Origin of the sequence: Nonomuraea sp. NPDC050202, from assembly GCF_040656115.1 — a bacterium.
GTDB lineage: Bacteria > Actinomycetota > Actinomycetes > Streptosporangiales > Streptosporangiaceae > Nonomuraea.
Window position 1 is genome coordinate 12,563 of sequence record NZ_JBFALF010000027.1, and the last position, 14,108, is coordinate 26,670.

Genomic DNA, 14,108 nt, shown 5'->3' on the forward strand with positions numbered 1-14,108 from the left:
CGCGTGGCGCACGGCCCGCGTGGCGCACGGCCCGCGTGGCGCACGGCCCGCGTGGCGCACGGCCCGCGTGGCGCACGGCCCGCGTGGCGCACGGCCCGCGTGGCGCACGGCCGGCGCCTGACCGCGGGGGCCGCTGCCAGGCGCGGGCCGGCGTCAGAGGTCCGCGCCGAGACCGAGCTCGTCGACGGCGACGGGCCCGCCGGTGAGGAGCGACTGGTTGGCGGCGATGCCGACGGCGACCGCCCGCAGGCCGTCGCGGTAGTCAGCGGCCCGCGCGAGGGGGTCGGGGCCGATGCGCAGGTCGCGGCGGAAGACGTCCTTGAGGAGGATGGCGTCGCCGCCGCCGTGGCCGCCGATGCCGGCGGGGATCGGGACCTCCTCGGGCCGCTGCCAGTGCCGCTGGACGATGAGGCGCTCACCCTCGGGGCGCAGGGGGTCGTGCGCCCCGAGCGGGGTGGCCGACGGGTCGAGGACGGCGTTGCCGTCGGCGTCGAGCTCGATGAAGCCGCGCTCGACGACCTCCAGCTCGGCGCGGCCTGCGGTGCCGTTGACCGTGACGCGGTAGCCCTCCCACGGGCTGTGCGCGTTGAGCGAGTAGCTCAGCCGCGCGCCCCGGCGGTAGTCGACGAGGACCGCCATGTTGTCCTCGATCGTGATGCCCGGCGCGAACGGGTCCTGGTCGCGGCGGTAGCCGTCGTGCTGCTCGGCCTGCAGGTAGAGGGCGTCCAGGCGGGGGTCGGCGCGCAGGTCGAGGGAGAACGGGTCGCCGTGGGCGCCGGTGCCGCGTTCGGGCCGCTCGCCCATGCCGCGCTCGGCGGCGTTCTTGTCGCCGTAGAAGCGCAGCGCCCCGGAGGCGTAGACCCTGGCAGGGGTGTCGCCGAGCCACCAGTTGACCAGGTCGAAGTGGTGGCTGGCCTTGTGGATCAGGAGGCCGCCCGAGTTGGCCTTGTCGCGGTGCCAGCGGCGGAAGTAGTCGGCGCCGTGCACGGTGTCCAGCGCCCACTCGAAGTGCACGCTGGTCACCTCGCCGATCGTGCCGGAGGCGATGACCTGGCGCAGCGTGGAGTTGCGGGGCGCGTAGCGGTAGTTGAACGTCATCACGACGTCGCGGCCGGTGTCGGCGACGGCACTGGTGATGCGCCGGCAGCCGTCCGCGTCGATCGTCAGGGGCTTCTCCACCACGACGTCCGCGCCGGCCCGCAGCGCCCGGTCGACCAGCTCGGCGTGGGTGCGGTCCAGGCTGGTGACGATCACGACGTCCACGCGCTGCTCGGCGACCATCCGCTCCAGGCCGTCGGGGGCGTGACGGGGCAGGCCGGCGGGGCCGCCGAGGCCCAGCTCGGCGCCCACCTGGGCGTCGTAGTAGTCGATGCGGGCCGGGTTCGGGTCCAGCCAGGCGACGAGCTCGCCCACGTCGGCGTGCTCGCCGGTCAGCGCGGCGACGTACATGCCGGCCCGGTGCCCGGTGCCGGCCACCGCGTAACGGCGGCGGGCGCGCGACGGGGGCGGGGCGGCGAACTGCGGCACCACACCGGCGCCCGGCTCGGTGCTGATGTGGGACGCGGGGGCGGGGGCGGTGGGGTTCTGATCCACGGGGTGGGTCACGAAGGTCCTTCTCGCTGGGGACGGGCGTCGCTCGTCACGGGTGAGCGGGGTTAAAGTGAACGTTCATCCCAGCACGCTAGTGAACGAACACGCCGAGGGTCAAGAAGGGTGGCCTTTCCCCCCGGCCGAGAGCCGGGCAGTGAAAGTGAACGTTCATGACAGGTGCCGGGTGAACGAACACTTCCCGGACCGCCGGTACGCTGAACCCGCGTACCGGCCGAGCGAGGAGCACCACGTGAGCAAGGCAGCGGCGGCGAAGCGGCCGACCATCATGGAGGTCGCGAGGCTCGCCGGCGTCTCCCACCAGACGGTGTCGCGCTTCCTCAAGTTCAACGGCGACGGCATGAAGCCGGCGACCAGCGAGCGCATCCGGACGGCGATCGAGCAGCTCGACTACCGTCCCAACCTCGTCGCCCGCGCCATGCGCAACCGCCGCACCGGCCGGCTGGCGATGCTCCTGCCCGCGGGCACCGCCGTCAGCGCCCTGGAGCTGCTGGCCGGCGCCACCGCGGCGGCCCACGAGGCGGGCTACGTGGTCGAGGTCGTCACGCTCGGCGGAGCCCCGCAGACGTGGTCGCAGCGCGCCCTCGAACTGTCCGATTCCGGACTGTTCGAGGGCATCCTGTCGCTGACCCGGATGTCGCTCCCCACCCAGCGCCCGGGGAGCGTGCCGATCGTCGTCTCCCCCGACTACGACGACCGCATGCGCGGGGTCGGGGAGCTCGCGGACGCCTCGCACATGGCCGAGATCGTCGAGGGCCTGGCCGCGTACGGGCACCGGCGGTTCCTGCACGTGGCGGGCGACTACGCGCACGCTTCGGCGCGCCAGCGCAGGCAGGTCTATCTCGACACCCTCGGCCGGCTGGGGCTGGAGTCCCACGGGGTCGCCGACTGCGCCTGGTCGGCGGAGGCGGCACGGCAGGCGGTGCTGGGCCTGCCGCCCGGCAGCGGCGTCACCGCGGTCATCGGCGCCAACGACCTGGTGGCCGCGGGGGCGATGCGGGGGGCTTGGGAGCGCGGCTGGAAGGTGCCGGAGGACCTGAGCGTCACGGGGTGGGACAACAACCCCGTGACCGCGTTCCTCCCGCCGTCGCTCACGACCGTCGACGTCGATCACGAGAGGCTGGGGCGTCGCGTGCTGGCCCGGCTGCTGGCCGCGCTCCGCGGCGAGCCCGCGCCCGAGGAGGACGAGCCGATCACCCAGGTGATCTGGCGCGAGTCGACCGGGCCGGCTCCCGAGCGGGCGCGCTGAGCGAGGCCGCCGCGCTCAGACGGGCACAGTCGCGGCCAGCGGTGCGCCGATCTGGATGTCGAGGTACGCCACGAGATCGTCTCCGTCGGCGGCGCCCCGCCTCGCGTCGATGATCACGATCGTCCCGGCCACGATGCCGGCGAAGCTCGTTCCCGACCGGCGGGCCTGCTCGATGCGCTCGGTGACCGGACGGCGTACCGCCTCGGCCAGGAAGGTCAGCCCGTGCGGGAACTCCTCGGCCAGTGGATGCCGCTGCCGCCCCGACTCGATCAGGCTCCCGATGCCGAACCGCGCCGACACGATCTGGTCGTCGCGGAGCGTCACGTCGAAGTAGCCGTTCGACCGCACGCGGGTGCACGACTTCTGAGGCGGGTAGAAGCAGTCGTATCCGCCGGCCCGGAGGTCGTCCACGGCGGAGCTCATCGTGGTCGCGTAGTGCTCGGCGCCGAGCGGCCAGCGCCGCACGGAGACGTCCCTGGCGGTCACGAGCAGGCCGTGGAGGTCGGAGAAGCGGTAGTCCGCGTGCTCGTCACGCCACGCGGTCGCGGGGATCTCGTCGCTGCGTCTCACCATCGGGTCGCCGAGGTCGCGGGCGAAGTCGTCGATCTCCCGCCGTACGCGGTCACCGGCGCCGGGCCAGACGGCGGCGAGCGCGGGTGCCGCGGCGTCCGCGACCTGAGGGTCTTCCCCCTGCTGGTACGTGCCCTGCCCGGCGGGCGGGAACCACGCCCAGGCGAGCCGATCGTCGTGGTCCAGCAGGAACTGCGCGACCTGGGGGTGCACGGTGTCCGTGTCGTCGAGGTGAGCGATCCGGCACCACAGGACCCGGCCGTCCGCGTTGCTCCGGGCCTGCGCGCAGAACCATCCTGCGTCCGTCAACGGCCGGGTGAGGGCTGCGGCCGCGCCGCCGGCGGGGATGGGCACGGCCGCCGAGTTCTCGGCCGCTTCGGCGTGCTCGTACACCGTGGCCGGGGGCAGCGAGGCCGGCTCCGCGAACTGAGCGCAGCCGGTCAGCACCCACGAGCCGAGGATCGCGGCCAAGGAGGCGGTCCCGATCGCGCCTTTGATGTCGAGCACGGACGAGTAGTTTACGAGGAGCTACACGCGCCGCCGGCACGGCAGCGACGTCCGGGGCATGGCCTGGCAGGCCAGGCCCGGGCACGCTGTGCGGCCGCTCGTCGGTCTCCCCCTGCTTCTTCGCCGCGTGGATCCCGGCGTACACGCACGGGCTGCAGCCGTTGAGCTGGCTGACCCGCAGGTGGATCAGCCCGAGCAGGAGCGGATCCACACCACCCGCGTGGATCGCCCTGCGCGAGGACGGCACCCCGCAGTCGGTCCTGGCCTTCACCGTCGCCGGCGGCCGGATCGCCCGCATCATGGCCGTGGTCGATCCTGCCCCGCTCGCGTCGATGGACCTGGCGGACGCGGACCTGCCGGACGCGGACCTGCCGGACGCGGGGTGAGGCGCCGGCCGGGAGTGCCGCGGAAACGGCGGACGGCCGCCGGGGTCGGGCCCCGTCGGCCGTCCGCGTCCTGTCCCGTTCACGCCATCCGGTCCCGGGCCGGGACCAGGCGGGCGCCGAGGGCGCGGGCGCCGATCACCATGGCCGCCGCCGCCAGGACGATGTCCTTGAAGATGTACTGCGCCTCGAGCGTCGGCGCGCCCGGGAACAGGTTCGTGAAGAAGAACACGTACGGCGCGAAGAAGCCCGCCAGCGCGCCCGTCATCACCACCAGCCCGGTCTTCAGCAGCTTGCCGGTCACCAGGGTGAGGCCGATGAAGACCTCCATCGCGGCGATCACGGCCTGCGCCGCGTAACCCGACAGCAGGCCGAGGGACAGCTTCTCCAGCGTGGCCACCGACAGCGCCTCCGCCGGGCTCACCCCCGGGAAGAACTTGAGCGTGCCGAAGGCCACGAAGACCAGCCCGAGGCTGACCCGGAGGACGTCGATGCTGTGCCGGGCCAGCCAGCCGGACAGTCTGGAGATCATGGTCTCGATGGTGGCGGTCATGTCGTGCTCCCTCGTCGAGGATGTCGTTTCTGTCTGCGTTCAGACTCGCGAACTCGGCGGCCGGGAGCGTCGGGCCGGGGGAGACACCTGGGGTACGTCGTAGCACGTACACCGGGGTCCGCACGTACTGCCGGAGGCCTCAGGGGTTCGCCCTAGGGGGAGGCGATCTCCAGGTCGGTGCGTACGCCGGCGGTGGTATCACGGTCGTTCAGGGGATGATCAGCGGTTCGCCGTTCGCCAGGACGTTCTCGAGGACGAGGTTCTCGACGTGCTCGACGACGCTCGGCGTCGCGATGGCGCCGAAGTCCACGTCGGCCAGCCTGACGCCGCGGATCGGCGCGTCGGCGTATCCGCGCAGGTTGAGCGCCCGGTTTGCGGTCCGGACGGTCATGTCGCGCACGTCGATCCCGCCCACCACGGGGTTGAAGCCGTGCCCCGGCCCCTCCTCGTAGTTGAAGTTGATGTCGATGACCGAGCCGCCGACCTGGCCGATCTCCAGGTTCCTGGCGTGGAAGCCCTCGACGAAGCCGCCCCGCACGGAGTTGGTCTTGAAGCGCAGCGCGATGTCGAGGTTCGGGCTGGACATCGTGCAGTCCCTGATGAAGACCTCGCGCACGCCGCCCGACATCTCGCTGCCGACCGTCATGCCGCCGTGCCCCTCCCGGAACGTGCAGCCCTCGACCAGGATGTGCTCGCTCGGCACGTTGACGCGGCGGCCGTCGGCGTTGCGGCCCGACTTGATCGCGATGCAGTCGTCGCCGGTGTCGAAGGTGCAGTCCCGGATCACCACCATCCGGCTGGACTCGGGGTTGCAGCCGTCGTTGTTCGGGCCGTGGGTGCGGACGGTGACGCCGCGCACGAGCACGTTCTCCGACAGCGTGGGGTGGATCTCCCACATCGGCGAGTTGACGATGGTGACGCCCTCGATGAGCACGTTCCGGCAGCGGTAGGGCTGGACGAAGGACGGGCGCAGGTAGCCGCCCTCGCCGTACACCCGCCTCTCGACCGGCACGCCCCGCTCGGCCTGGGCGAACAGGGCCGCCCTGGCCTCGGCCTGGCGCGGCTCCCCCGGCTCCCAGCCGTGGTCTCCTGAGCCCTTCCACGGCCACCAGTGGTCGTCGCCGGCCTGCCCGTCGAGCACACCGGCCCCGGTCACCGCGATGTCGCGCTGCCCGTAGGCGTAGATCAGCGGCGAGTAGTTGAGCAGCTCGACGCCCTCGAACCTGGTCAGCACCAGCGGCAGGTACGCCTTGGGGTCGGTGCTGAACAGCAGCGTGGCGCCCTCGGCCACGTGCAGGTCCACGTTGCTCAGCAGGTGTACGGCACCGGTCAGGAACCGCCCTTCGGGCACGTCCACGTGCCCGCCGCCCGCCGCGTGACAGGCCCCGATCGCGGTACGGATGGCGGCCGTGCAGTCCGTCACCCCATCCCCTACGGCACCATATTTCCGGACATCGAAGCGCCGGTGCGGGAACCTCGGCCCGCGCACCTTCGCCGCGATGCGGTTGGCCCGCGCCCACGGGTCGGATAACGCCTGCGCGGCCGGCGCGTCGAGGCCCATCGGCACGGCGAAGGCCGACACGGCGGCGGACGCGGCCATGGCGCGCATGGCGTCACGGCGGCTCCAGGAATGATCTCGGGAACGCTTCGGCATGGACTGGCCCTCCCTCGCCGGTACCTGCGCCGGACACCCCGGATGCTATGTCAACCCCTTGCACTGATCCAGACGAAAGGAGCACATCACCCCAGGATCCGGGGTGCAACCGCTTGCAGGATCCGGTCAGCGCAGGATCACCTGCCCCCTCGGGGTGCCGATGACGGCGCGCAACGCCGGCTCCGGCCCCTCGGCGACGTCGAGCCGGACGCCGAGCGCGGCCAGGTCGCGCCGGAGCGCGGCGGGGCGGGGATGCGCGGCGGGGTGCGCCGCGAGGGCCGGGGGTGCTTCACCTCTCCTCCCGCGTGGGCTCGCCGAGCGAGAGCATCAGCCGGTTCGCCCAGCCGAAGAACGCGCCGGCGTGCACGGCGTCGCTGATCGCCAGGTCGTCGAGCCCGGCCGCACGCAGCGCCGCGATGTGCTCCGCGCCGAGCCGGGACGGGGTGTCGGCCAGCGCCACGGCGGCGTCGATGATCGCCCGCCAGCGGTCGTCCTGCCGCGCGCGCACCCCCTCGTCCAGCAGGCGGCGCACGTCGGCGGGCCGCTTGGAGTAGTGATCGGCGAAGCGCGCGTGCACCGAGGCGCAGAAGACGCAGCCGTTGTGGCGGGAGGTGGCGGTGGCGGCCAGCTCGCGTTCGGCGCGCGGCAGGCCGCCGTCGGGGTTGTAGAAGATGTCCTGGTCGGTCTTGGTGCGGGCGTGCAGGATGTCGGGGTCGCGCGCGAGCAGCAGGAAGTACGGGGAGGCGGCGCGGGCCCTGTCCACCAGCGCCTCGTGGTGCGCGTCGGTCAGCTCCTCCTCCGTCAGGGGCGCGAGCCACGGCCGCCAGCCGAGCCGCTCCGTGGTGAAGCCGGTCATGCCCCGATGCCCTTCCGCGTGGTGCAGCCGATCAAGCCCCGATGCCCCTTCCGCGTGGTGCGGCCGGTCATGCCGTGACCCCTTCCTGGTTGAGCAGCCGCAGGCCGGTGATCACCCGTACCTGGAAGCTGAGGAACGCGACGAGCTGCGACAGCGTGACGATCCCCGTCTCGCTCCAGCCCGCGCGGCCCAGCGCCGCCAGCGCGTCCCTGCCCGCCTCGCGCGGCCGGAACACGAGCAGGTGCGCGTGCTCGAACGCGGCGGCGAGCCGGACCCCGAGCGCGGCCGGGTCGCTCACCCGGTAACGCGGCCCCTCCTCGCTCTCCGCCGCCAGGGCGCCCGCGTACACGCCGTAGGGCCCGGTGGCGCGGCCGGCCTCGATCTCGGCCTCGACGGCCTTGAGCAGGCCGGGCGAGAGCTCGGCGAGGCGGCCGGCGTAGAAGCCGGCGACCGTGAGGTCCTGGTGCAGGCCGGTGACGAAGGCCGCGACCGCGTCGCGCTCGACGAGCGTGACCTCGCCCTCGTCGTCGGGGGTGAAGAGCGCGTCGTAGCTGCGCTGGGCGTGCTCGCGGGCGTCGGGGCGCCGGTCGCGCAGCCGGTCGAGGGAGGAGCCGGGGGCGATCCCGGCCAGGTGGTCGATGACGTCAGTGATCATTTCTTGCTCGATTCCGTGATGGGACGCCGGCCGAACGCGGGCGCGACCTCGGTCGCCAGCAACTCGATGGAGCGCAGGACCAGGGGGTGCGGCGGGTCGACCGAGTGGACCTGGAAGACCAGGTCGGTCGCCCACTGCAGGGTGGGGTCGGCACTCAGGCTCTCGATGACGTCCTGCGGCGTGCCCAGGTGCACGTCGTAGGCGGTGATCCGGCTGTCGAGGTCGCTTCCGGGCAGCTCGAAGGGCAGGGTGCGCCGGCCGAGGCCGATCTCGGCGTGCCGCAGCGCCTCGGCGCGGCTGTCGGCCACGAACGCGGTCCGCGACGCCATGATCCGCGGCGCGGCACCGGGCGGCAGGCTCTCGTGGTAGGCCTCGACGATGGGGAGCTGCAGGTCCGCCAGCGTGGCCTGCGGGTGCTCGGCGGGCCGCGGCTGGGTGCGCGACAGCATCAGCCCGTGGCCCGCCCGCCCGGCCCTGGCCCCGCCGGCGACCGAGAACGTGGCCTCCCACACGGCGTCGAGCAGCCGGGGCGCGGGCGGGTAGAGCCGGCTGCCGCCGCCGAGGTCCTCGCCCGCCCAGGCGCGCCGCAGCACCCACAGGTGCTCGGCGTACAGGGCCGCGCGGTCGGCGGGGTCGTGCCCGAAGGGCGCGAACGCCGACGGCGTGCCGCCGCCGCCCACGCCCACCTCCAGCCGGCCGCCGGTCAGCAGGTCGAGCACGGCGGTGTCCTCCGCCACCCGCAGCGGCTGCTCCAGCGGCAGCGTGATGATGCCGGTGCCGAGCCTGATGCGCTCGGTGCGGGCCGCGACGTGGGCGAGGAACACCAGGGGCGCGGGCAGCCCGCCCTCCTCGCCGTCGAAGTGGTGCTGCGCCACCCACGCGGTGTCGAACCCGTACGCCTCGGCGTGCCGGATCTGCTCGGCGGCCAGCCGGTAACGCTCGCCCGGAGGGACGTCGTCGAGCAGGCGGGTGAAGAAGCCCAGCCTGATGGGAGGCCTCATCGCACCCGCTCCGGGATCGCGGCCAGCAGCTCGCGGGTGTAGTCGTGCCGGGGGTCGCTGAAGACCTGGCGGGTGGTTCCGGTTTCCACGATGCGTCCTTTGCTCATGACGGAGACGGTGTGGGAGATCTGGCGCACCACGGCCAGATCGTGCGAGATGAACAGGTAGGTCAGGCCCAGCTCGCGCTGGAGCCGTTCGAGCAGGTCGAGGATCTGCGCCTGCACGGTGACGTCGAGTGCCGAGACCGCCTCGTCGAGCACGAGCACCTCGGGCTCGACGGCCAGCGCGCGGGCGATGGCCACCCGCTGCCGCTGCCCGCCGGACAGCTCGCGGGGGCGGCGGCCGCGTACCTCGCCCGGCAGCGCCACTCGCTCCAGCAGGTCGGCGACACGGGCCCGGCGCGCCTGGCGGTCACCGAGCCCGAAGTTGCGCAGCGGCTCCTCGATGATCTCTCCGATGGACTGGCGAGGGTCGAGCGACCCGTACGGGTTCTGGTAGACGAGCTGCACGTGACGGCGGAAGCGGCGGCCGTCCGGTGCCCCTGCGATGCTGACCGTTCCCGACGTGGGGGTGGCGAACCGCGCGACCATCCTGGCCGTGGTGGTCTTGCCCGAGCCGGACTCGCCGACGAGCGCGTGCGTGGTGCCGCGGGTCACCTCGAAGCGCACGCCGTCCACGGCGCGGAACGGGCGGCGCCGCACGCGGAACTCCTTGACCAGGTCGCGCACCACAATGGCGGGCTCGCCGGCGGGAGGGTCGCGGAAGGGCCGCTCCGACAGCGCGGGGGCGTCGCTCAGCAGCCGCTCGGTGTAGCCCTCCTGGGGCGCGGCCAGCACCGCGGGCGTCGGGCCCTGCTCCACGACGCGGCCGTCCCTCATCACGACCAGGCGGTCCGAGCGGCCGGCGGCGACGCCCAGGTCGTGGGTCACCAGCAGGACGGCGGTGCCGTACTCGGCCCGCAGGTCGTCGATGAGGTCGAGGACGCGCCGCTGCACGGTGACGTCCAGGGCACTGGTGGGCTCGTCGGCGATGATCAGGCGCGGTCGCAGGGCGATCGCGGCGGCGATGAGCACGCGCTGGCGCATGCCGCCCGACAGCTCGTGCGGGTACTGGCGGGCCCGCGTCTGCGGGTCGGGCAGGCCGACGCGGGCCAGCAGGTCGAGGACCCGGGCGCGGATCGTGCGGCGGTCGCGCTCGCCGTGGATCCGCAGCACCTCGCCGAGCTGGGCGCCGATGGTCTTGACCGGGTCCAGGGAGTTCGCCGGGTCCTGCGGGATCAGGCCGATCCGGCTGCCGCGTACGGAACGCAGGCGGCGCTGCGACCACCCGGCCAGGTCGGCCTCGCCGAACAGGATCCGGCCCGCGTCCAGGGTGGCGTTGCCCGGCAGCAGGCCGATGAGGGCGTGGGCCGTGGTGGACTTGCCCGACCCGGACTCGCCGACGACGGCCACGACCTCGCCCGGCTCGACCGAGAAGGACACGCCGTGCAGCGCGCGGCGGCCGTCGTACGAGACCGCGAGGTCGCGCACCTCCAGCAGGCTCATGCGCGTTCCCTTCCGATCGAGCGGCTGATGCGTCCGGCGGCCAGCACCACGGCGACCACGACGGCGCCGGGCAGCGTGGTCAGCCACCACGAGGTGGCCAGGTAGTTGCGTCCTTCGGCGATGAGCAGCCCCCACTCGGGGGTGGGCGGTTCGGCGCCGTAGCCGAGGAAGCCGAGCGTCGAGATGGCCAGGATGGCCGCGCCGAACTGCAGGGCGGCCAGCGCGATGACGGGGCCGAGGGAGTTGGGCAGCACGTGGCGCCACAACACGGCGGGGTACCGGCCGCCGCTGCCGAACGCGGCCTCCACGTAGTCGGTGCGGCGCACCCGTACGACCTCGGCGCGGGCCAGCCGGGCGAAGGCCGCCACCGAGCCGACGCCGACCGCGATCGCCACGTTCACCGTGCCGGGGCCGAGCAGGATGATCACGGTCAGGGCCAGCAGCAGGCCGGGCACCGACAGCAGCACGTCCACGACCCGCATGACCGCCGCGTCCGCCACCCCGCCCGCGGCGCCGGCCAGCAGGCCGAGCAGCGTGCCGAGCAGCAGGCCGACCCCGACGGCGACGAGCGCCCCGGACAGCGAGTGCACCGAGCCGTGCACCACCCGGGCGAAGACGTCCCGCCCGACCGCGTCGGTGCCGAACAGGTGCTCCGCCCCCGGCGGCCGGAGCTTATCGGCGGGCACGCCGGCGATCGGGTCGTAGGCGGTGAACGCGCCCGGCACGGCCGCCCAGAGCAGCACGAGCCCGACGACCGCCCAGGCCAGGACCAGCCCGATCGGCACGCGGCCGGGCACCACCCTGGCCAGGGCCGGCACCACCCTGGCCAGAGCCGGCCCGAGCCGCACCCGGGCCTGGCCTCCTCCGGCCGGAGCCGGGGCGCCGCTCATGCCGCCGCTCCCTTCAGCCGCGGGTCGAGGATCGGGAACAGCACGTCCACCACCAGGTTGACCAGCACGAACACGGCTGCAGCGAGCACCACGACGGCGAGCATGACCGGCGTGTCCTGTGCGTTGACGGCCTGCTCGGTGAGCCGGCCGATCCCGGCCCGGCCGAAGACGGTCTCGGTCACGACCGAGCCCGCGATCAGCTCGCCGAACGTCAGCCCGGCCACGGTGAGCGTCGGCAGCACGGCGTTGCGGGCCACGTGCCGCCACAGGATCCACCAGCGCGTGGCGCCCCTGGCCGCGATCACCGGCACGAACGGCTGCGCGTACACCTGGTCGATGGCGCGCGCGAGCACCTGCGCGATCGGCGCCGAGATCGGCACGGCCAGCGTCAGCACCGGCAGGACGAGCTGCTGCAGCTCGCTCCCGCCGATCACCGGCACCAGCCCCAGCCGGAACGAGAAGACCTGGATCAGCAGGATGCCCAGCCAGAACGCGGGCACCGAGACGAACAGCGACGGCACCGACAGCAGCGCCCCGCGCAGCCAGGAGGTCGTGCTGTAACTCGCCGCGAACGCGATCACCACGGCGATCAGCACCGCCAGCAGGAACGCGGCCGACGCCAGCCGGGCGGTCTCGGGCAGCGCCTCCGCCAGCCGTTCGACCACGGGGGCGCCGGTGTCGATGGAGTAGCCGAGGCTGCCGGTCAGGAAGCCGAGCAGGGTCTGGACGTAGTCGGCGACGGGCGAGCCGCCGGCGTAGTAGGCGCGGATCTCGGCGATCTGCTGGGGTGACAGGCCGAGCTCCGGGTTCTGGAACTTGATCAGGATCGAGTCGCCGGGCAGCAGTTGCAGGAGCACGTAGCTCGCCGTGAAGGCGGCCCAGAGCACGAGCGCCGCCTGCCCGGCCCGCGACAGCAGGTACCTGGTCACGGCTGCGACTTCCACACCGAGTAGAACCACGGCCGGGCGACCGCCTCGAAGGCCACGCCGTGCACGTGCGGCGCGGCGCCGTACACCTGGGGCTCCTCGAACAGCGGGATCGCGTAGCCCTGCTCGATCACGTACCGCTGGATCTCGGCGACCTTGGCGTTGCGCGCGGCCGTGTCGGGCTCGGCGGACTCCTCCTCCAGCAGCCGGTCCAGCTTCTCGTCGTCGGAGAGGATGACGTCGCGGTTCTCGCTGTGGAAGTGGCTCTTGATCACGTCCTGGTCGGCGCGGCCGACCATGCTGTGCTGGACGGCGGTCTTCTCGGCGTCCTTGATGTCCACGGCCTGGGTGCCGGCGTCGGCGGGGCGGATCTCCAGCTTGACGCCGATCTTCGTCCACTGCTGGGCGACGAGTTCGAGGGTCTGCTTCGACAGCGGCTGGGGGCCGGAGACGAACACGCCCAGTTCGAGCCGCCTGCCGTCCTTGGCGCGGATGCCGTCGGCGCCGCGTGTCCAGCCTGCCGCGTCGAGCAGCGCGTCGGCCCTGGCCGGGTCGTGGGCGAGCTCCTTGGACAGGTCTACGTACCCCTGGGCGAGGTGGCTGAGCACGGAGGTGGCGACCGGGTAGCTCTCGGTGAACAGGGTGTCGACGATCTCCCTGGCGTTCGTGCCGAGCCGCAGCGCGGTGCGTACGTCGGGGTCCTTGAGCAGGCTGTTGCCCGGCCGCAGGTACAGGCCGTTGTTCACGCCGCGGGTGGGCTCGGCGTGGATCCGGAAGCCGGCGTCCTTGACGGTCTGCTCGTCGTAGGCCTGCACGTAACGCACCATGTCGGCCTGGCCCGAGGTGAGCGCGCCGACGCGCACGTTGTCCTCCGGCGTGACGATGATCTTTATTTCGTCGAGGTACGCGCGGCCCTGGTGCTGCGACGACGGCGGCGCCCAGTCGTAGTCCTTGCGGGCGACGAGGTCGACCTCCTTGTCGAGGATCTGCTTCTTGAGCGTGAAGGGGCCGGAGCCGATGATGTTCTTCAGCTGGCACTGCTGCTCGTACGGCAGGGAGATCGTCTTCTTCGACACCAGGCCGGCGCCGATCACCGAGGTGCCCTGCAGGAAGCCGGGCGACGGCCGGTCGAAGTGGAAGCGCACGGTGAGCGGGTCGATCACCTCGCTGCGCTCGTAGTTGTTGACGAACTCGGCGACGGGCAGCTTGAGCTTCTCGTCGCCGAGGCCGTACACGTCGAAGTTGGCCGCGACGGCGTCGGCGTCCAGCGGGCTGCCGTCGCTGAACGTCACGCCGTCGCGCAGGTGGAAGGTGTACTCGGTGGCGTCCTCGTTGATCTCCCACTTGGTGGCGATCCACGGCTCGATCTCGAGCGTCTGCGGGTTCTGCCAGGTCAGCTTGTCGGTGATCTGGTTGAGGATGCCGCCGTTGGGATAGAAGCCGGCGGCGGGCAGGTAGAGGCAGGTCGGCGGCTGATGCTCCAGGTAGGTCAGCGTGCCGCCCAGCACGGGCTTGCCGTCGCCGGGCGCCGGCCCGGCAGCGCCCCCGCCGCCACAGGCGCCGAGGAGGCCCACGAGGGTGAGCGTGACGACGGTGCGCAGCGGTCTGGATGGAGACATGGGGGTACTGCCTTTCATGAACACGTGGAAGCTAAACCAGCATAACCTACCTAAATAGTAGAAAATCAAGCCGCAGGGGTGGAGTGGCGGCTG

At 72.9% G+C, this 14,108-nt stretch carries 12 protein-coding genes and 1 pseudogene; 1 reads left to right on the forward strand and 12 read right to left on the reverse strand.

Annotation, left to right across the window (positions count from 1 at the left end):
- Positions 1-153: 153 nt before the first annotated feature.
- Positions 154-1,605, reverse strand: coding sequence for a Gfo/Idh/MocA family oxidoreductase (locus tag AB0I79_RS44980; protein WP_357886911.1), 1,452 nt, complete (start codon positions 1,603-1,605; stop codon positions 154-156).
- A 235-nt stretch (positions 1,606-1,840) separates the two neighbouring features.
- Here AB0I79_RS44980 and AB0I79_RS44985 point away from each other — a divergent pair, with 235 nt between their 5' ends.
- A complete protein-coding gene (locus AB0I79_RS44985) occupies positions 1,841-2,857 on the forward strand; it encodes a LacI family DNA-binding transcriptional regulator (RefSeq protein WP_357886913.1) in 1,017 nt (338 codons plus the stop codon).
- Positions 2,858-2,872: 15 nt separating this feature from the next.
- Here the strand turns inward: AB0I79_RS44985 and AB0I79_RS44990 are convergent, their stop codons facing one another.
- From AB0I79_RS44990 to AB0I79_RS45040, 11 genes and pseudogenes are all read right to left on the reverse strand, one after another.
- The gene (locus AB0I79_RS44990) at positions 2,873-3,934 is read right to left on the reverse strand and encodes a hypothetical protein (protein WP_357886916.1); all 1,062 of its coding nucleotides are present in this window, start codon (positions 3,932-3,934) and stop codon (positions 2,873-2,875) included.
- Positions 3,935-4,076: 142 nt separating this feature from the next.
- Positions 4,077-4,124, reverse strand: a pseudogene (locus AB0I79_RS44995) (carboxymuconolactone decarboxylase family protein); the annotation flags it as partial.
- 275 nt (positions 4,125-4,399) lie between these two features.
- Positions 4,400-4,870 (reverse strand): DoxX family protein, encoded by a 471-nt coding sequence (locus tag AB0I79_RS45000; RefSeq protein ID WP_357886919.1) that lies wholly within the window; start codon positions 4,868-4,870, stop codon positions 4,400-4,402.
- A gap of 208 nt (positions 4,871-5,078) precedes the next feature.
- The gene (locus AB0I79_RS45005; protein WP_357886922.1) at positions 5,079-6,524 is read right to left on the reverse strand and encodes a glycoside hydrolase family 28 protein; all 1,446 of its coding nucleotides are present in this window, start codon (positions 6,522-6,524) and stop codon (positions 5,079-5,081) included.
- A gap of 289 nt (positions 6,525-6,813) precedes the next feature.
- Positions 6,814-7,380, reverse strand: coding sequence for an alkylhydroperoxidase domain protein (locus AB0I79_RS45010; protein ID WP_357886925.1), 567 nt, complete (start codon positions 7,378-7,380; stop codon positions 6,814-6,816).
- A 67-nt stretch (positions 7,381-7,447) separates the two neighbouring features.
- Positions 7,448-8,035 carry a CMD domain protein gene (locus AB0I79_RS45015; protein ID WP_357886928.1) on the reverse strand — a complete coding sequence of 196 codons (588 nt, stop codon included), beginning with the start codon at positions 8,033-8,035 and terminating at the stop codon, positions 7,448-7,450.
- Positions 8,032-9,036 carry a putative FMN-dependent luciferase-like monooxygenase gene (locus AB0I79_RS45020; RefSeq protein ID WP_357886931.1) on the reverse strand — a complete coding sequence of 335 codons (1,005 nt, stop codon included), beginning with the start codon at positions 9,034-9,036 and terminating at the stop codon, positions 8,032-8,034. Before AB0I79_RS45020 ends, AB0I79_RS45015 begins: the two co-directional genes overlap by 4 nt.
- Positions 9,033-10,580 (reverse strand): ABC transporter ATP-binding protein, encoded by a 1,548-nt coding sequence (locus AB0I79_RS45025; protein WP_357886934.1) that lies wholly within the window; start codon positions 10,578-10,580, stop codon positions 9,033-9,035. The genes AB0I79_RS45020 and AB0I79_RS45025 overlap by 4 nt, the downstream gene beginning before the upstream one ends.
- The gene (locus AB0I79_RS45030) at positions 10,577-11,470 is read right to left on the reverse strand and encodes an ABC transporter permease (RefSeq protein WP_357886937.1); all 894 of its coding nucleotides are present in this window, start codon (positions 11,468-11,470) and stop codon (positions 10,577-10,579) included. Before AB0I79_RS45030 ends, AB0I79_RS45025 begins: the two co-directional genes overlap by 4 nt.
- Entirely contained in the window at positions 11,467-12,399 is a 933-nt protein-coding gene (locus AB0I79_RS45035) for an ABC transporter permease (protein WP_357886940.1), read from the reverse strand. Before AB0I79_RS45035 ends, AB0I79_RS45030 begins: the two co-directional genes overlap by 4 nt.
- The gene (locus AB0I79_RS45040) at positions 12,396-14,015 is read right to left on the reverse strand and encodes a TIGR04028 family ABC transporter substrate-binding protein (protein WP_357886943.1); all 1,620 of its coding nucleotides are present in this window, start codon (positions 14,013-14,015) and stop codon (positions 12,396-12,398) included. Before AB0I79_RS45040 ends, AB0I79_RS45035 begins: the two co-directional genes overlap by 4 nt.
- Positions 14,016-14,108: the final 93 nt, after the last annotated feature.